This window comes from Burkholderia sp. LK4, from assembly GCF_001043615.1.
GTDB classification, from domain to species: Bacteria; Pseudomonadota; Gammaproteobacteria; order Burkholderiales; family Burkholderiaceae; genus Burkholderia; species Burkholderia cepacia.
In genome coordinates, this window is sequence record NZ_LDUL01000010.1 from 248,260 (window position 1) to 265,436 (window position 17,177).

Consider the following 17,177-nt stretch of genomic DNA (forward strand, 5'->3'; position numbering starts at 1 on the left):
GCACTACGGCATTTGGATGTCGACTTAGCCAAAGAGTATAGCACGCCGATTTGTCCGCTCTCAAGTCGCTCACCACTTTCGCTTGCCGCGCGGCAGCCGGCCGGACAATCCGCGAAAACCCGCATCCGCACCGCCGGCAGGGGCTGCGACGCCTGCCAGAAGGTGCGATAATCCGTCAATTCACCGCATTCCAGGCATACCTCGATGGCTATTACGCTCAAAAACGAACACGATATCGCCGAGATGCGCGTCGCCTGCCGTCTCGCGAGCGAAGTGCTCGACTTCATCACGCCGCACGTCGTCGCCGGCATCACGACCGCCGAACTCGACCGCCTCTGCCACGAGTTCATGCTCAACGAACAGGGCACGATCCCGGCACCGCTGAACTACCAGCCGCCCGGCTACCCGCCGTACCCGAAGGCCACCTGCATTTCGGTCAACGACGTGATCTGCCACGGCATTCCCGGCGAGAAGGTGATCAAGAACGGCGACGCGCTGAACATCGACATCACCGTGATCAAGAACGGCTACTTCGGCGACACCAGCCGGATGTTCATCGTCGGCGAGGGCTCGATCCTCGCGAAGCGCCTCGTGCAGACCACCTACGAGTGCATGTGGCTCGGCATCGACCAGGTCAAGCCCGGCGCGCACCTCGGCGACATCGGCTACGCGATCCAGAAGCACGCGGAAGCGCAAGGCTACAGCGTCGTGCGCGAATACTGCGGCCACGGCATCGGCACGGTGTTCCACGAGGATCCGCAGGTCGTCCACTACGGCCGCCCGGGCACCGGCATCGAACTGAAGGCCGGGATGATCTTCACGATCGAGCCGATGATCAACGCCGGCAAGCGCGACATCCGCACGATGCCCGACCAGTGGACCGTCAAGACGCGCGACCGCAGCCTGTCGGCGCAGTGGGAGCACACGGTGCTCGTCACCGAAACCGGCTACGAGGTGCTGACCGTGTCGGCCGGCACGCCGGCGCGCCCCGTGTTCACGCAACCGGCCGCCGCGGTCTGAGCGCTCTCGCGCCAGCCCGCCCTACCCGCACCACCCGCACCTGACCGGCTGCCCATGAGCGCTCACGCCGCCCCCTCGCCCGACGCGCTGTCGCGGCGCGCCGAATTCAAGGCCGCCAAGACGGAGATGCTCGAGCGCTTTCGCCGCGCGACGAACGTCGCGTCCCTGATGCACGCGCTGTCGAAACTCACCGACGATGCGCTCAAGCGCGTGTGGGACGATTGCGGGCTGCCCGCGACGCTCGCACTCGTCGCCGTCGGCGGCTACGGGCGCGGCGAGCTCGCGCCCTATTCCGACGTCGACATCCTCGTGCTGCTGCCCGATGCGCACGACCCGGCGCTCGACGCGCGCATCGAGCGCTTCATCGGGATGGCGTGGGATCTCGGCCTCGAGATCGGCAGCAGCGTGCGCACGGTCGCGCAGTGCATCGAGGAGGCGTCGCAGGACGTCACGGTGCAAACGTCCCTGCTGGAAGCACGGCGCATCGTCGGCAGCACCGCGCTGTTCGAGCGCTTCACGGTGCGCTACCACGAGGCGCTCGACGCCCGCGCGTTCTTCACCGCGAAGGTGCTCGAGATGCGCCAGCGCCACGCGAAGTTCCAGGACACGCCGTACAGCCTCGAGCCGAACGTGAAGGAAAGCCCCGGCGGCCTGCGCGACCTGCAGACGATCCTGTGGATCGCGCGCGCGGCGGGCTTCGGCAGCAGCTGGCGCGAACTCGACACGCGCGGCCTCATCACCGATCGCGAAGCGCGCGAGCTGCGCCGCAACGAAGGTTTCCTGAAGACGCTGCGCGCGCGGCTGCACGTGATCGCCGGCCGCCGCCAGGACATGCTCGTGTTCGACCTGCAGACGCAGGCGGCCGAGAGCTTCGGCTACCAGCCGACGCAGACCAAGCGCGCGAGCGAGCAGCTGATGCGCCGCTATTACTGGGCCGCGAAAGCCGTCACGCAGCTCGCGACGATCCTGATCCAGAACATCGAGGCGCAGCTCTTTCCCGCGACGAGCGGCATCACGCGCGTGCTGTCGCCCGACCGTTTCGTCGAGAAACAGGGGATGCTCGAGATCGTCGACGACGGCGTGTTCGAGCGCCATCCCGACGCGATCCTCGAAGCGTTCCTGCTGTACGAGACGACCCGCGGCGTGAAGGGCCTGTCCGCCCGCACGCTGCGCGCGCTGTACAACTCGCGCGAGATCATGAACAACGCGTGGCGCCGCGATCCGCAGAACCGCGACACGTTCATGCGGATCCTGCAGCAGCCCGAAGGGATCACGCACGCGTTCCGGCTGATGAACCAGACGAGCGTGCTCGGCCGCTATCTGCTGAACTTCCGCCGCATCGTCGGCCAGATGCAGCACGACCTCTACCACGTGTACACGGTCGACCAGCACATCCTGATGGTGTTGCGCAACATCCGCCGCTTCGCGGTGGCCGAGCACGCGCACGAATATCCGTTCTGCAGCCAGTTGATCGGCAACTTCGAGCGCCCGTGGGTGCTGTATGTCGCCGCGCTGTTCCACGACATCGCGAAAGGCCGCGGCGGCGATCACTCGACGCTCGGAATGGCCGATGCGCGGCGCTTCTGCCGCGAGCACGGCATCGCCGGCGACGACGCGTCGTTGATCGTGTGGCTCGTCCAGCATCACCTGACGATGAGCCAGGTCGCACAGAAGCAGGACACGAGCGACCCCGAAGTCATCAAGCGCTTTGCCGAAGTCGTCGGCAACGAACGCTACCTCACCGCGCTATACCTGCTGACCGTCGCCGATATCCGCGGCACGAGCCCGAAGGTGTGGAACACGTGGAAAGGCAAGCTGCTCGAGGACCTGTACCGCATCACGCTCGCGGTGCTCGGCGGGGCCAACCCCGACGCGCATTCGGAGTTGAAATCGCGGCAGGAGCAGGCGCTCGCGCTGCTGCGCCTCGAGACCGTGCCCGACGACGCCCATCGCGCACTGTGGGACCAGCTCGACGTCGGCTTCTTCCTGCGTCACGACGCAGCCGACATCGCGTGGCAGACACGCGTGCTGTACCGGCACGTGAACGCCGAAACCGCGATCGTCCGCGCGCGGCCGTCGCCGATCGGCGATGCGCTTCAGGTGCTCGTGTACGTGAAGGATCGGCCCGACCTGTTCGCGGGCATCTGCGCGTATTTCGACCGCAACGGGCTGTCGGTGCTCGACGCGCGCGTCAGCACGACGCGGCACGGCTACGCGCTCGACAACTTCATCGTCACGCAGACCGAACGCGACGTGCGCTACCGCGACATCGCGAATCTCGTCGAACAACAGCTCGCGTCGCGGCTCACCGAAACCGCATCGCTGCCGGAGCCGTCCAAGGGCCGCCTGTCGAGGCTGTCCCGGACGTTTCCGATCACGCCGCGCGTCGACCTGCGGGCCGACGAGCGCGGCCAGTACTACATCCTGTCCGTGTCGGCCAACGACCGGCCGGGCCTTCTCTATTCGATCGCGCGCGTACTCGCCGAGCATCGGATCGGCGTCCATGCGGCGCGGATCAATACGCTCGGCGAACGCGTCGAGGACATCTTCCTGCTCGCGGGTGCCGGCCTGTCCGACAACCGCCTGCAGATCCAGCTTGAAACCGAGTTGCTGCGTGCGATCGCAGTCTGAATGAATTCCAGCGTTTATGCGCACCAAACTAACCGTCAAGAATCCGAAGCCGGCGTCGCCGACCCGCGCCCCTGTCCGCTCCGGCAGCCTCGTCGCCCGCAAGGCGGTGCGTCCCGCTGCGCCGCCCGCAGGGGACAAGCCGGCCCGCCCGAAGAAGGCGTCCCCGGCCGCCGCCGGCGAACGCTCGTTCAAGCCGCGCGGCGCGGCAGGCGCCGAGCGCCCGGGCGCGGATCGCGCACCGGCCAAGCGTGCGCCGCGTGACGGCGGTGCCGAACGCGGCACGCGCGCGCCGTATCGCGACAACGCGGCCGGCGAAGGGGCGAAGCGTAGCTTCGGCGACCGCCGCACGTCGTCCGATCGACCGCCGCGCCGTGATGACGAAGCACGTCCGCGTCGCGCAGGTGGCGACGACGACAAACGCTCGTCCTATCGCGACAAGGCAGCCGGTGAAGGGGCAAAGCGCAGCTTCGGCGATCGACGCACGTCGTCCGATCGTCCGCCGCGCCGTGATGACGACGCCCGTCCGCGTCGCGCGGGTGGTGAAGGCGGCGCACGCGCGCCGTACCGCGACAATGCATCCGGCGAAGGCGCGAAGCGCAGCTTCGGCGACCGTCGCACGTCGTCCGATCGACCGCCGCGCCGTGATGAAGATGCCCGTCCGCGCCGCGCAGGTGGCGACGACGACAAACGCTCGTCCTATCGCGACAAGGCAGCCGGTGAAGGCGCAAAGCGCAGCTTCGGCGACCGCCGCCCGTCGTCCGACCGTCCGCCGCGCCGCGATGACGATGCCCGTCCGCGCCGCGCAGGTGGCGACGACGACAAACGCCCGTCCTATCGCGACAAGGCAACCGGCGAAGGCGCGAAGCGCAGCTTCGGCGACCGTCGCCCGTCGTCCGATCGACCGCCGCGCCGTGATGACGATTCCCGTCCGCGCCGCGCCGGTGGCGACGACGACAAACGCCCGTCTTATCGCGACAAGGCAGCCGGCGAAGGCGCGAAGCGCAGCTTCGGCGACCGCCGCCCGTCGTCCGATCGTCCGCCGCGTCGTGATGACGATGCCCGTCCGCGCCGCGCAGGTGCCGACGACGGCAAACGCCCGTCCTATCGCGACAAGGCACCCGCCGAAGGCGCAAAGCGCAGCTTCGGCGACCGCCCGGCTCGCCCCGCACGCGACGGCGAACGCCGCTCGTTCGGTGCGGTCAAGACCGCGCAACCGGTCAAGCGCGCGGCGGCCGACGTCGACTACGGCGACGAAACGGGCCTGATGCGCCTGTCGAAGCGGATGTCCGAGCTCGGCATGTGCTCGCGCCGCGAAGCCGACGAATGGATCGAGAAGGGTTGGGTGCTCGTCGACGGCGAACGCATCGACACGCTCGGCACCAAGGTCCGCGCCGACCAGAAGATCGAGATCGACGAGCGCGCGAGCGCCGCGCAGGCCGCGCAAGTGACGATCCTGCTGCACAAGCCCGTCGGTTATGTGTCGGGCCAGGCGGAAGACGGCTACGAGCCGGCAGCCGTGCTGATCACGCGCGCGAACCGCTGGAGCGGCGACCATTCGCCGGTCCGCTTCTCGCCGCAGCACCTGCACGCGCTCGCACCGGCCGGCCGCCTGGACATCGATTCGACCGGCCTGCTCGTGCTGACGCAGAACGGCGTGATCGCGAAGCAGTTGATCGGCGAGCAGTCGGATATCGACAAGGAGTACCTGGTGCGCGTGCGCTTCGGCGAACGGCTGATCGACATCGACCAGCACTTCCCGGCGGAATCGCTCGCGAAGCTGCGCCACGGCCTCGAGCTCGACGGCGTCGCGCTGAAGCCCGCGATGGTGAGCTGGCAGAACGGCGAGCAGTTGCGCTTCGTGCTGCGCGAAGGCAAGAAGCGCCAGATCCGTCGCATGTGCGAACTGGTGGGTCTCGACGTGATCGGCCTGAAACGCGTCCGGATGGGCCGCGTGATGCTCGGCGCACTGCCGCAGGGGCAATGGCGCTATCTGTCGGCCGACGAGACGTTCTGACCGCCGGCGCGCCACACGTGGCCATGCAATGAAAAAGCCCGCGCAAGCGGGCTTTTTCTTGTCTGCGAGAAACCGGGAAAGCAGGGGGATCAGTCGTCGGAAGCCGGATCGAGCCCCGGGAACAGCACCTCCGTGAAGCCGAAGCGCGTGAAATCGGTGATCCGCATCGGATACAGCTTGCCGATCAGGTGGTCGTATTCGTGTTGGACGACGCGTGCGTGAAAACCGTCGGCGACACGATCGATCTTCTCGCCGAACTGGTCGAAGCCGCTGTAGCGCACCTTCGCGTAGCGGCTGACGACGCCGCGCATGCCCGGCACCGACAGGCAGCCTTCCCAGCCCTCTTCCATGTCCGGCGGCAGGTACTCGACCTTCGGGTTGATCAGCACGGTCTCCGGCACCGGCGGCGCTTCCGGGTAGCGGTTGTTGTTGCCGAAGCCGAAGATGATGATCTGCAGCCCGATGCCGATCTGCGGCGCGGCCAGGCCGGCGCCGTTCGCATGGTGCATCGTCTCGAACATGTCCGCGACGATCTCGTGCAGCTCGGGTGTATCGAACCGCTCGACCGGCTTGGCGACTTCGAGCAGGCGCGGATCGCCCATCTTCAGGATCTCGCGAATCATGGCGTATTGCCCTCCAGGAGTTGGTGCAGGCCGTCTTCGTCCAGCACGGGGATGCCGAGTTCCTCGGCCTTCGCGAGCTTGCTGCCGGCTTCGGCGCCCGCGACCACGTAATCCGTCTTCTTCGATACCGAACCGGCCACTTTCGCGCCCGCCGCTTCGAGCATTTCCTTCGCGGCATCGCGCGTGAGCGTCGGCAGCGTGCCCGTCAGCACGACGGTCTTGCCGGCCAGCACGCCCTGCGGCGCCTTCGGCGCGGGCGGCCCTTCCGGCCACGTCACCTTGCCCGGCGCGCGCAATTGCTCGATCACGGTCCGGTTGTGCTCTTCCGCGAAAAACTGGTGGAGCGACTCGGCGACGATCGGCCCGACGTCGTTGACTTCGAGCAGCTCTTCGATCGACGCGTCCATGATCGGCGTGAGCGAGCCGAAATGCTTCGCGAGATCCTTCGCGGTCGATTCGCCCACGTGACGGATACCGAGCCCGTAGATGAAGCGCGCGAGCGTCGTGTGCTTCGCCTTCTCGAGCGAGTCGAGCAGGTTCTGTGCGGACTTCTCGGCAAACCGGTCGAGCTCGGCGAGCGTCGCAAAGCCGAGATTGAACAGATCGGCCGGCGTGCGCACGAGATTCAGCTCGACGAGCTGGTCGATGATCTTCTCGCCGAGACCGTCGATGTCGAGCGCGCGGCGCTGCGCGAAGTGCCACAGCGCCTGCTTGCGCTGCGCCGGGCAGAACAGGCCGCCCGTGCAGCGCGCGATCGCCTCGTCCGGCAGGCGCTCGATCTTCGAGCCACACACCGGGCATTCGGTCGGCATCACGAATTCGGCCGCATCGGCCGGGCGCCGGTCGAGCAGCGCACCGACCACTTCGGGGATCACGTCGCCGGCGCGGCGCACGATCACGGTATCGCCGATCCGGATGTCCTTGCGGCGCACCTCGTCCTCGTTGTGCAGCGTCGCGTTGGTCACCGTCGCACCGCCGACGAACACGGGCTCGAGGCGCGCGACCGGTGTGATCGCACCGGTGCGCCCGACCTGCACGTCGATCGCGACGAGCTTCGTCAGCGCTTCCTGCGCGGGGAACTTGTGAGCGAGCGCAAAGCGCGGCGCACGCGACACGAAGCCGAGGCGCTCCTGCTCGTCACGCCGGTTGACCTTGTAGACGACACCGTCGATGTCGTAGGGCAGCGACTCGCGCTTCTCGCCGATCTTGCGGAAGAAGTCGAGCAAACCCTGGGCGCCCTGCACGACCGCGCGCTCGCGGTTCACGGGCAGGCCGAGCGACTCGTACCAGTCGAGCAGCGCGCTGTGCGTATCGGGCATCGGCATCCCGTCGAGCACGCCGATCCCGTACGCGAAGAACGACAGCGGACGCTGCGCGGTGATCTTCGAGTCGAGCTGGCGCAGGCTGCCGGCCGCCGCGTTGCGCGGGTTCGCGAATTCGCGCTGCTCGGCCGCGCGCTGGCGTTCGTTCAGGCGTGCGAAATCGCGCTTGAACATCAGCACCTCGCCGCGCACGTCGAGTACGGCCGGCACGTTCTTGCCCTTCAGCTTCAGCGGAATCGAGCGGATCGTGCGCACGTTCTCTGTCACGTCCTCGCCGGTCGTGCCGTCGCCGCGCGTCGACGCCTGCACGAATACGCCCTGCTCGTAACGCAGCGAGATCGCGAGACCGTCGAACTTCAGTTCGCACGCGTAGTCGACCGGCTCCGTCACCGAACCGGCGAGATCGGTCGCCTTGTCGAGCGCATCGGCGACGCGCTTGTCGAACGCGACGATGTCCTCGTCGGTAAAACCGTTGTTCAGCGACAGCATCGGCGCGTCGTGGACGACCGGCGTGAAGCCGCCGGCCGCCTCGCCGCCTACGCGCTGCGTCGGCGAATCGGGCGTCACGAGTTCGGGATGATCGGTTTCGAGCTGCTGCAGTTCGCGAAACAGTCGGTCGTACTCGGCGTCGGGCAGATCCGGCTGATCGAGCACGTAGTAGGCGTAGTTCGCCCGCTCGAGTTGGTCGCGCAGCCACGCGGCGCGCGCGTCGGGCTGGCTGGCTGGCGGTTCGGCTTGGGTTCGGGCCATGCTGGCGGCAGATTCGTTCTGAGAAAATCGGATGCCCGATTATCTCAGTTTGCCGCCGTGGCGGGGCGCGCAAAACGCGCCCGATGCGCGTGCTGCAGCGCAAACAGCGAGGTGTGCGCCGCAGCGACGAACGGCGGTGCCGAAGCCCGCCGCCCGTGCGTTCGCGTTACTGGCTGAAGAGGCGGCGCGTGACCGGCGAACCGGCCGGGATGCCGGCTTCCTCGAGCTTCGCGTACAGCTTCATCAGTTGCTGGTCGATCGCGACGAGCGTCGATTCCGGCAGCGGCCGGCGCGAATCGTCGACGACGCGCGCACCGATCCGTTCGGACAGCGACTTCGCGTAGTCGCACATCAGCCGGAACGGCAGGATGTCCTCTTCGGCGACCGGCACGTCGAGCACCAGCGTGATCATGTTGCCGCCCTTGTACGTGAGGTCGTCACGCAGGAAGTTCGTGTCGCCGAACTGCAGCATGAACACCGGGTTCTGCTTCGCGTCGAGCTTAACGAAACGCGTGCCGTCCCGCGACAGCAGCAGCCCGTCCTGCGACGCGACCGCCTGCACGTAGTTCGCCGACCACGGCGCGCCGTCCGACATCACGTTGATCGACAGTTGCGCGTCGCATTGCGCGGCAAACGCGTCGAGCTCGCGCGCCATCGCGACCGTTTCCATCATGTCCGGGAATTCCGGCGCGCCGTCGATCGCGTCGGCGAACTGCTGGACACCCGTCACGAATTCGGAGAACTCGAGCTCGTTCAGCGCGCCGCTGCGGTTCGCGAGCTGCGCGGCCGCGCGCAGTTCCTCGTAGCGCACGCCGTTCTGCAGCAGCTCCCACTGGCCGCCTTCGGGCTTGCCTTCGATATGCACGGGCTTGCTGCCCGCGCGGCGCAGCCGCTGCGCGGCCGGCAGGATCTTGTCGCCCGGCAGCAAACCGTTGAGCCGGATCGGCACGATGCAGTCGATCCGGCGGTCGACGATCGCCGGCGGTGCCGACGAGATCGTCGTCGCGGCCGGCAGCACGGGTTCGACCGGCTCGGCCGCTTCAGCGTGCGTGTCGTGCGCGGCGGCCGGCACGGTGTCTTCTCCGGCAACCGCGTCGACCGGCTCGGCCGGCTCTGCCGACGGCTCGACACCGGTCGCCTCGGCCTGCAGGTCGGCCGGCATGTCGGCAGGCGCCGCACCGCCGAAGGTCGGCTCGACGCGCGCGACTTCCGCCGACGTGGCGGCCGCAGCAGCAGTCGCAGCCGGCACAGCAGGCTCGCGCCGCACCGGCTGACGCACCGGCTCGATGAACGGCAACTCTTCGTCGCGCTCGGGGCGGTTCATCGCCTCGGCCGCTTCCTCCGGCATCGGGCGCGGCATCCTGCGCCGCACCTTCGCGCCCTGCCATGCGTTGTAGACCACGACGCCGCCCACCACGACGGCGCCCGCGCCGATCAAACCGAGTGTCAACTCGTCCATGCACGCTCCATCAGCAATTCTTGTTCGTCGGAACCGCGAACGGGCGCCCATGCGCCGCGCGAACGCGGTCCGGTTTCGTCAAACGTCAATTCTGGGCAAAACCCGCGGCGGTTTCCATGTCCACCGCGACGATCCGCGACACGCCCTGCTCCTGCATCGTCACGCCGATCAGTTGCTGCGCCATCTCCATCGCGATCTTGTTGTGCGAGATGAACAGGAACTGCGTCTTGTCGGACATCGCGCGCACGAGATTCGCGAAACGCTCGGTGTTCGCGTCGTCGAGCGGCGCGTCGACCTCGTCGAGCAGACAGAACGGCGCCGGATTGAGCTGGAACATCGCGAACACCAGTGCGGTCGCGGTCAGCGCCTTCTCGCCGCCCGACAGCAGGTGAATCGTCGCGTTCTTCTTGCCCGGCGGCTGCGCCATCACCTGCACGCCGGCATCGAGGATCTCGTCGCCCGTCATGATCAGCTTCGCCTGGCCGCCGCCGAACAGGCGCGGGAACAGGTCGCTGAAGTGACGGTTGACCTCGTCGAAAGTGCCTTGCAGCAGCGTGCGGGTTTCCTGGTCGATCTTGTGGATCGCGTCCTCGAGCGTCGTGATCGCGTCGATCAGGTCGGCCGACTGCGCATCGAGGAACACCTTGCGCTCGCTCGCGGCCTTCAGCTCGTCGAGCGCGGCCATGTTCACCGGGCCGAGCGCGTTGATCGCGTTGTTCAGGCGCGTGACCTCGCCTTGCAGGTACGACGGCTTCAGATCCGGCGTGAGCTTCGCGCTCAGCGCTTCCTCGTCGACCTCGGCCGCGGTCAGTTGCTCGGCGAACTGCTCGACCGCCAGGCGCGCGGCCTGCTCCTTCAACTGCAGCTCGGTGATGCGGTCGCGCAGCGGCTGCAGCGAGCGCTCGGCGACGAGCCGCTGCTCGTCCGACGCGCGCAGCTTCGCGGTCAGGTCGTCGAGTTCGATCCGCGCGGCCTGCAGCGCCTCTTCCTTCACCGCACGCACTTCGAGCGCGTCCTGCAGGCCCGTGTGCGCGGTCTGCTCGTTGATCGTCTCGAGTTCGGCGCGTGCGTCTTCCAGCGATCCGGCAACACGTTCGCTCTGCTCGTGCGCGACCTGGATGCTGCGCTTGAGTTCGTCGATCCGCGTGACCGCGTTGCGTGCGGCGAAGCGCGCGTCGTTCGCGCCGCGCTCCAGGTCGCGCGCTTCCTGACGCGCCTGCGTCAGCGATTCGTCGAGTGCTTCGAATGCGAGCTGGTTGTCCTCGAAGCGCGCCTGCAGCTCCGCGAGTTCGCCGTCGAAACGCTCGAAATTCGCTTCCGATTCAGCGCGCATCGCGCGCTGCTCTTCGATCTGCGCGCCGATTTCCTCGAGTTCCTCGCGGATCTGCGTGCTGCGCTGCGTGTAACGTTCGTGCGCCTGAGCGAGCTTCAGCACGTCCATCTGCAGCGCGTGCACGCGTTGCGTCGCACGCTCGGCCTGTGCGCGCACGTCGCCGAGCGCCTGCGTGGCCTGCGTGTGCGCGGCTTCCGCGCGCACGGCTGCCGTGCGCGCCTCGTCGGCGAGCAGCGCCTGCGCACGCACCTGGCGCGTCAGGTTTTCGATTTCCTGCTGGCGGGCCAGCATCCCGGCCTGCTCCGAATCGGCGGCATAGAGCTGCACGCCGACGCGCGTGACGACATGGCCGGCCTTGACGACGAACGCGCCGCCTGCCGGCAGCTGCGTGCGCGTCGCGAGCGCCTGTGCGACGTCGTCGGCGACATACACGTTGCCGAGCCAGTCGTTCAGCACCGCACGGATGCCCGCATCGTCGATGCGCACGAGCGACAGCACCGGGCGCAGGCCCGCCACGGCCGCGGGCGGTTCGCCGGCCGCAGGCGGCGCATAGAACGCGAGCTTCGCCGGCGGCGCATCGGTCGCGAATGCCTTCACCCAGTCGAGATTCGACACTTCGAGCGCGGCGAGACGCTCGCGCAGCACGGCCTCGAGCGCCGCTTCCCAGCCGGCCTCGACGTGCAGCTTCTTCCACAGGCGCGGCAGCGCACCGAGCTCGTGCTTGTCGAGCCACGGCTGCACCTTGCCTTCGGTCTGCACGTTTTCCTGCAGTTGCTTCAACGCGGCGAGACGCGCCTCGAGCTGGTGGATCTGCGCGGCCTCGGCCTGCACGCGCTCCTGCGCGGCACGGCGTTCGCCATCGAGGCGCGGCACCGTTTCCTGCGCGTCGGCGAGGCGCGCCTGCGCTTCGGCAAGGATCTCTTCCTGCTCGGCCAGCTGCATGCGCAGCTCCTCGAGCTGGGCCTCGTCCGGCGCGTCGAGCCCGCCCGCTTCGCTCTTCAGGCGCTCATGGCGCTGCTGAAGCTGCTGAAGCTGCTGGTCGGCGTTGCGCTGGTGCGCGGCCTCGAGTTTCAGCGACTGTTCGGTCTGCGCGATCCGCGCGCGCTCGTCGTTGAGCTGCGCCTGCGCATCGCGCCATTTCGCTTCGAGCGCCGGCAGCGCGTCGTGCTTCGCGGCGGCGTTGTCTTCGGCGAGCGCGGCCTTCTCGTCGGCCATCGCGCGCGCTTCCTCGGCTTCCTCGAGCTCGTCCTGCGCCTTCTCGGCCTGCGCGCGCCATTGCTCGCGCTGCGCATTCAGCGCGGCGATCTGCGCCTGCACGCGATTGCGCGATTCGACGATGAACTTGATCTCGGCTTCGAGGCGGCTCACCTCGGCATTCGCCTCGTAGAGCGAACCCTGCGCGCCCTGCATCGCGTCGCTCGCCGAGTAATGCGCGACACGCAGCGTCTCGAGCTGCGCCTCGACCTCGCGCAGCTTCGCCGTCTGCGCCTCGAGGTCGATCTGCGCCTGTTCGATCGCGCGCTGCTGCTTCTGCTGCTCGCCGGCGGCCTCGTTCTTGCGCAGCAGCCACAGCAGGCGCTGCTTCTCCTCGCCGTCGGCGACGAGTTCCTTGTACCTAGTCGCGACCACCGCCTGCGCCTCGAGCTTTTCGAGGTTCGCGCCGAGTTCGCGGACGATGTCCTCGACGCGCGTCAGGTTCTCGCGCGTGTCGTGCAGGCGGTTCTCGGTTTCGCGGCGGCGCTCCTTGTACTTCGATACGCCCGCGGCTTCCTCGAGGAACACGCGCAGCTCTTCCGGCTTCGCCTCGATGATCCGCGCGATCATGCCCTGCCCGATGATCGCGTATGCACGCGGCCCGAGGCCCGTGCCGAGGAAGATGTCCTGGATGTCGCGGCGACGTGCCGGCAGGTTGTTGATGTAGTAACTCGACGTGCCGTCGCGCGTGAGCACGCGCTTCACGGCGATCTCGCCGTACTGGCCCCACTGGCCGGCCGCGCGGCCGTCGGAGTTGTCGAAGATCAGTTCGACGCTGGCCCGGCTGCCGGGCTTGCGGGCGGTCGAGCCGTTGAAGATCACGTCCTGCATCGACTCGCCGCGCAGCTCGGAAGCGCGCGACTCGCCGAGCACCCAGCGCACGGCGTCGATGATGTTGGACTTGCCGCACCCGTTCGGGCCCACCACGCCGACAAGCTGGCCCGGAACCTGGAAATGCGTGGGATCGACAAAGGATTTGAAGCCAGCGAGTTTGATCGAGCTCAGACGCACGGCGGTATCGGATGTGAAGAAGGTGTGAAACGGACGGAGCCGCACTGCGCGAGGCCGGACGGCCCATGCGCGCGACGCGCCCCGGAATTCAAAAGCGGGGCCGCGCGCATCCAGCGTTGGGCCCCGCAAACGGCTTCCATCATACCATCGCGCGTGCACCGTCCCGACCGTCGCCGGGTTTGTCCGGTGCCGGCGCGGCACGATGGACCCGGCTCGACAGCAGCGTGGCCAGCACGATGCATGCGCCGCCCGCCCACTCGCGCGCGGTCGGCAGCTCGTTCGCGAACACCCACGCCGACAGCGCGGTGATCACGATCTCGAACAGCATGATGATCGACGCGCGGTTCGCCGGCACACGTGCGAGCCCGTACTGCACGAGCAGGTTGTTCGACGCCATCGTCACGCCGATCGCGACGATGATCAGCGCGGCGACACCGAGCTGGCCGCCCGCCGGCGCAGCCGGCAGCCCCTCGAACAGCGACGCGATCGCGCCGAACACCGCCGCGCCGCCGAACAGCGTCGCGGTGCGCATCTCCGCGCGCATCTCCGGCAACTCGCGGCTCGCCTTGATCACGAGCACGTTGCTCATCGCGAAGCTCAGCCCGGCGGCCAGGCCGGCCCATTCGGCCGGGCTGGCCGGCAGCGGCAGGCCGAGCGCCGGCGACCACAGCATCAGCATCGCGCCGCCGATCGACAGCGCCGCGAGCCCGGCGCCGGCCCAAGTCAGCCGCTCGCGCAGCAGGAAGTGTGCGTAGATCGCGGTCCAGGCCGGCGTCAGGTAGAACAGCAGCATCACGCGCAGCACCTCGCCGTGGATCGTGCCCCAGACGAACCCGAGGTTCGTCACGCCGGCCGTCACCGCGATGCCCGGCAGCACCCAGTGCCAGCGCAGCGTCGCGATCGTGCGGTGCCGCGCGACGATCACGAACAGGAAGGCGACGAGGCTCGTCAGCGCGCTGGCCAGCGTGCCCGTCACGCCGAGCGACGCGAGGATCCGCAGCGGATACCAGATCAGGCCCCATACCGACGCGCCGATCAGGATGGCCAGCGTCGGCAGGCTGCCGCGTACCGCGTTATTCATTTGGTTCGATACCCTTTATTCGACCGGCCCGGCCGCCGTTCCGGCAGGCCGTGACCGCGTTCCGTCACGCTATAATCGTCCGTTGCGACCCGTGCGCCCGCGGCGCCCGTTCGCAGCCGCGCGGCGCGCCCGCCGCTTCTTTCGCTCCAACCGGCCGCGATGGCCGCTTCGCCCGTGAACCCTCGACTCGACTCGCTCCAGCCCTATCCCTTCGAAAAGCTGCGCGCCCTGTTCAAGGACGTGACGCCCTCCGGCGCCCTCAAACCGATCAGCTTCGGCATCGGCGAGCCCAAACATGCGACCCCGGCGCTGATCCGCGACGCCGTGGTGGCCGCGCTCGACGGTCTCGCGTCGTACCCGGCCACCGCCGGCTCGGACGCGCTGCGTACGTCGATCGCGCACTGGCTCGAGCGCCGCTACGGGCTGCCGGCCATCGATCCGGCCACGCAGGTGCTGCCCGTGTCGGGCTCGCGCGAGGCGCTGTTCTCGCTCGCCCAGACGGTGATCGACGCACGCCCGTCCGAAACGGGCGAGAAGGCGATCGTACTCTGTCCGAATCCTTTCTATCAAATTTACGAAGGCGCGGCGCTGCTGGCCGGTGCCGAACCCTATTTCGCGAACAGCGACCCGGCCCGCAACTTCGCGTGCGACTACGCGTCGGTGCCCGACGCGGTCTGGGCGCGCACGCAGCTGCTGTACGTGTGCTCGCCGGGCAACCCGACGGGCGCCGTGCTGACGCTCGACGACTGGCGCGAGCTGTTCGCGCTGTCCGACCGCCACGGTTTCGTGATCGCGTCCGACGAGTGCTATTCGGAAATCTATTTCGACGAAGCGGCACCGCCGCTCGGCGGCCTCGAGGCCGCGCACCGCCTCGGCCGCGGCTTCGAGCGGCTCGTGATGCTGTCGAGCCTGTCGAAGCGCTCGAACGTGCCGGGCATGCGCTCGGGTTTCGTCGCCGGCGACGCCGCGCTGCTGAAGCAATTCCTGCTGTACCGCACGTACCACGGCGCGGCGCTGTCGCCGGTCTGGCAGCACGCGAGCATCGCCGCGTGGAACGACGAGGCGCACGTGCGCGAGAACCGCGCGCTGTACCTGCAGAAGTTCAGCACGGTCACGCCGATGCTCGCCGACGTGATCGACGTGAAACTGCCCGACGCGGCGTTCTACCTGTGGGCCAACGTGTCGCGCACCGGCCTGTCGGACACCGAGTTCGCCCGCCGCCTGTACGCCGACTATAATGTGACGGTTCTGCCCGGCTCGTACCTGGCGCGCGATGCGCACGGCACGAATCCGGGCCGCGATTTCATCCGGATCGCGCTCGTCGCGGGCACCCCCGAATGCGTCGAGGGCGCGCAACGCATCGTCGATTTCTGCCGGTCTCTCGCGCGGTAATCGTCCATCCGATCAATTCCATCCAATCTCCTGCGAAAACGAACATGTCGCAACAACTTCAGCAAATCATCGATACCGCCTGGGACAACCGCGCCGAGCTGTCGCCGAAGGCCGCACCGGCCGACGTCCGCGAAGCCGTCGCGCACGCGATCGAGCAGCTCGACAAAGGCGCGCTGCGCGTTGCCGAGAAGATCGACGGCAACTGGACCGTGCACCAGTGGCTGAAGAAGGCCGTGCTGCTGTCGTTCCGCCTGGAGGACAACGCGCCGATGCCCGCCGGCGGCTACTCGCAGTTCTACGACAAGGTGCCGTCGAAGTTCGCGAACTACACGGCCGAAGATTTCGCCGCAGGCGGCTTCCGCGTCGTCCCGCCGGCCATCGCGCGCCGCGGCTCGTTCATCGCGAAGAACGTCGTGCTGATGCCGTCGTACACCAACATCGGCGCGTACGTCGACGAAGGCACGATGGTCGACACGTGGGCAACGGTCGGTTCGTGCGCGCAGATCGGCAAGAACGTGCACCTGTCGGGCGGCGTCGGCATCGGCGGCGTGCTCGAGCCGCTGCAGGCGAACCCGGTCATCATCGAAGACAACTGCTTCATCGGCGCCCGCTCGGAAGTCGTCGAAGGCGTGATCGTCGAGGAAAACTCGGTGATCTCGATGGGCGTGTACCTCGGCCAGAGCACGAAGATCTACGATCGCGAGACGGGCGAAGTCAGCTACGGCCGCATCCCGGCCGGTTCGGTCGTCGTCGCCGGCAACCTGCCGTCGAAGGACGGCTCGCACAGCCTGTACTGCGCGGTGATCGTCAAGAAGGTCGACGCGAAGACGCGCGCGAAGGTCGGCCTGAACGAGCTGCTGCGAGGCGACTGATGGCGAAGCCGCACACCGTGGTCGTCTACGGCATTCCGAACTGCGACACCGTGAAGAAGGCCCGCGTGTGGCTCGACGATCACGGCGTCGAATTCGAGTTCCACGACTTCAAGAAGCTCGGCGTCAGCGCGCCGCTGATCGAAGACTGGCTGAAGGACGTGTCGCTCGACGCACTCGTCAACAAGCGCGGCACCACGTGGCGCGGCCTCGACGACGCAATGAAGGCGGCCGCCGAAACGAAGACCGGCGCGGTCGCGCTGATGATCCACAAGCCGTCGGTCATCAAGCGCCCCGTGCTGGTGGTCAACGGCCGCGTGAAATCGCTCGGCTTCGTGGCCGATCAATACGCGGCGCTGTTTGCCGCATAGGGCTGCCCGCGCTGCGCCTGTCGGCGCGGCCCGACGTCTTGTCGCTG

At 68.1% G+C, this 17,177-nt stretch carries 11 protein-coding genes; 6 read left to right on the forward strand and 5 right to left on the reverse strand.

Annotation, left to right across the window (positions count from 1 at the left end; translation table 11 throughout):
• The first annotated feature begins 204 nt into the window (after positions 1 to 204).
• Genes map through VK92_RS39185 form a run of 3 tightly spaced genes read left to right on the forward strand, consistent with a single transcriptional unit; the run spans position 205 to position 5,665 of the window.
• Entirely contained in the window at positions 205 to 1,020 is an 816-nt protein-coding gene (gene map, locus VK92_RS06725; RefSeq protein ID WP_048020905.1) for a type I methionyl aminopeptidase, read from the forward strand.
• A 54-nt stretch (positions 1,021 to 1,074) separates the two neighbouring features.
• A complete protein-coding gene (locus tag VK92_RS06730; protein WP_021159102.1) occupies positions 1,075 to 3,651 on the forward strand; it encodes a [protein-PII] uridylyltransferase in 2,577 nt (858 codons plus the stop codon).
• 16 nt (positions 3,652 to 3,667) lie between these two features.
• Positions 3,668 to 5,665 carry a pseudouridine synthase gene (locus tag VK92_RS39185; protein WP_063778372.1) on the forward strand — a complete coding sequence of 666 codons (1,998 nt, stop codon included), beginning with the start codon at positions 3,668 to 3,670 and terminating at the stop codon, positions 5,663 to 5,665.
• 89 nt (positions 5,666 to 5,754) lie between these two features.
• Here VK92_RS39185 and def read toward each other — a convergent pair whose 3' ends face one another.
• The 5 genes from def to VK92_RS06760 all read right to left on the reverse strand — a co-directional run bounded on the left by def (position 5,755) and on the right by VK92_RS06760 (position 14,498).
• Positions 5,755 to 6,288 carry a peptide deformylase gene (gene def, locus VK92_RS06740; RefSeq protein ID WP_048020902.1) on the reverse strand — a complete coding sequence of 178 codons (534 nt, stop codon included), beginning with the start codon at positions 6,286 to 6,288 and terminating at the stop codon, positions 5,755 to 5,757.
• Positions 6,285 to 8,360 carry an NAD-dependent DNA ligase LigA gene (ligA, locus tag VK92_RS06745; RefSeq protein ID WP_021159099.1) on the reverse strand — a complete coding sequence of 692 codons (2,076 nt, stop codon included), beginning with the start codon at positions 8,358 to 8,360 and terminating at the stop codon, positions 6,285 to 6,287. The genes def and ligA overlap by 4 nt, the downstream gene beginning before the upstream one ends.
• Positions 8,361 to 8,526: 166 nt before the next feature.
• On the reverse strand, positions 8,527 to 9,819 hold the full coding sequence (locus VK92_RS06750; protein ID WP_048020900.1) for a cell division protein ZipA C-terminal FtsZ-binding domain-containing protein: 1,293 nt from the start codon (positions 9,817 to 9,819) through the stop codon (positions 8,527 to 8,529).
• An 85-nt stretch (positions 9,820 to 9,904) separates the two neighbouring features.
• Positions 9,905 to 13,417, reverse strand: a complete 3,513-nt coding sequence (gene smc / locus VK92_RS06755; RefSeq protein WP_048020898.1) for a chromosome segregation protein SMC — start codon at positions 13,415 to 13,417, stop codon at positions 9,905 to 9,907.
• Between the two features lie 139 nt (positions 13,418 to 13,556).
• A complete protein-coding gene (locus tag VK92_RS06760; protein ID WP_048020897.1) occupies positions 13,557 to 14,498 on the reverse strand; it encodes a DMT family transporter in 942 nt (313 codons plus the stop codon).
• 159 nt (positions 14,499 to 14,657) lie between these two features.
• Between VK92_RS06760 and dapC the strand changes: the two genes are divergently transcribed.
• From dapC to VK92_RS06775, 3 genes are read left to right on the forward strand one after another with little or no spacing between them, the layout of a single operon-like run.
• A complete protein-coding gene (gene dapC, locus VK92_RS06765; RefSeq protein ID WP_021159094.1) occupies positions 14,658 to 15,890 on the forward strand; it encodes a succinyldiaminopimelate transaminase in 1,233 nt (410 codons plus the stop codon).
• A gap of 44 nt (positions 15,891 to 15,934) precedes the next feature.
• A complete protein-coding gene (dapD, locus tag VK92_RS06770) occupies positions 15,935 to 16,762 on the forward strand; it encodes a 2,3,4,5-tetrahydropyridine-2,6-dicarboxylate N-succinyltransferase (RefSeq protein WP_014896723.1) in 828 nt (275 codons plus the stop codon).
• Positions 16,762 to 17,130: an ArsC family reductase gene (locus VK92_RS06775; RefSeq protein WP_006478478.1), complete on the forward strand. Its 369-nt coding sequence runs from the start codon at positions 16,762 to 16,764 to the stop codon at positions 17,128 to 17,130. Before dapD ends, VK92_RS06775 begins: the two co-directional genes overlap by 1 nt.
• Positions 17,131 to 17,177 lie beyond the last annotated feature (47 nt).

Coding starts and splice junctions, on each gene's coding strand:
- map (WP_048020905.1), top strand. CDS start 205: ATGGCTATTACGCTCAAAAACGAACACGATATCGCCGAGATGCGCGTC.
- VK92_RS06730 (WP_021159102.1), top strand. CDS start 1,075: ATGAGCGCTCACGCCGCCCCCTCGCCCGACGCGCTGTCGCGGCGCGCC.
- VK92_RS39185 (WP_063778372.1), top strand. CDS start 3,668: ATGCGCACCAAACTAACCGTCAAGAATCCGAAGCCGGCGTCGCCGACC.
- def (WP_048020902.1), bottom strand. CDS start 6,288: ATGATTCGCGAGATCCTGAAGATGGGCGATCCGCGCCTGCTCGAAGTC.
- ligA (WP_021159099.1), bottom strand. CDS start 8,360: ATGGCCCGAACCCAAGCCGAACCGCCAGCCAGCCAGCCCGACGCGCGC.
- VK92_RS06750 (WP_048020900.1), bottom strand. CDS start 9,819: ATGGACGAGTTGACACTCGGTTTGATCGGCGCGGGCGCCGTCGTGGTG.
- VK92_RS06760 (WP_048020897.1), bottom strand. CDS start 14,498: ATGAATAACGCGGTACGCGGCAGCCTGCCGACGCTGGCCATCCTGATC.
- dapC (WP_021159094.1), top strand. CDS start 14,658: ATGGCCGCTTCGCCCGTGAACCCTCGACTCGACTCGCTCCAGCCCTAT.
- dapD (WP_014896723.1), top strand. CDS start 15,935: ATGTCGCAACAACTTCAGCAAATCATCGATACCGCCTGGGACAACCGC.
- VK92_RS06775 (WP_006478478.1), top strand. CDS start 16,762: ATGGCGAAGCCGCACACCGTGGTCGTCTACGGCATTCCGAACTGCGAC.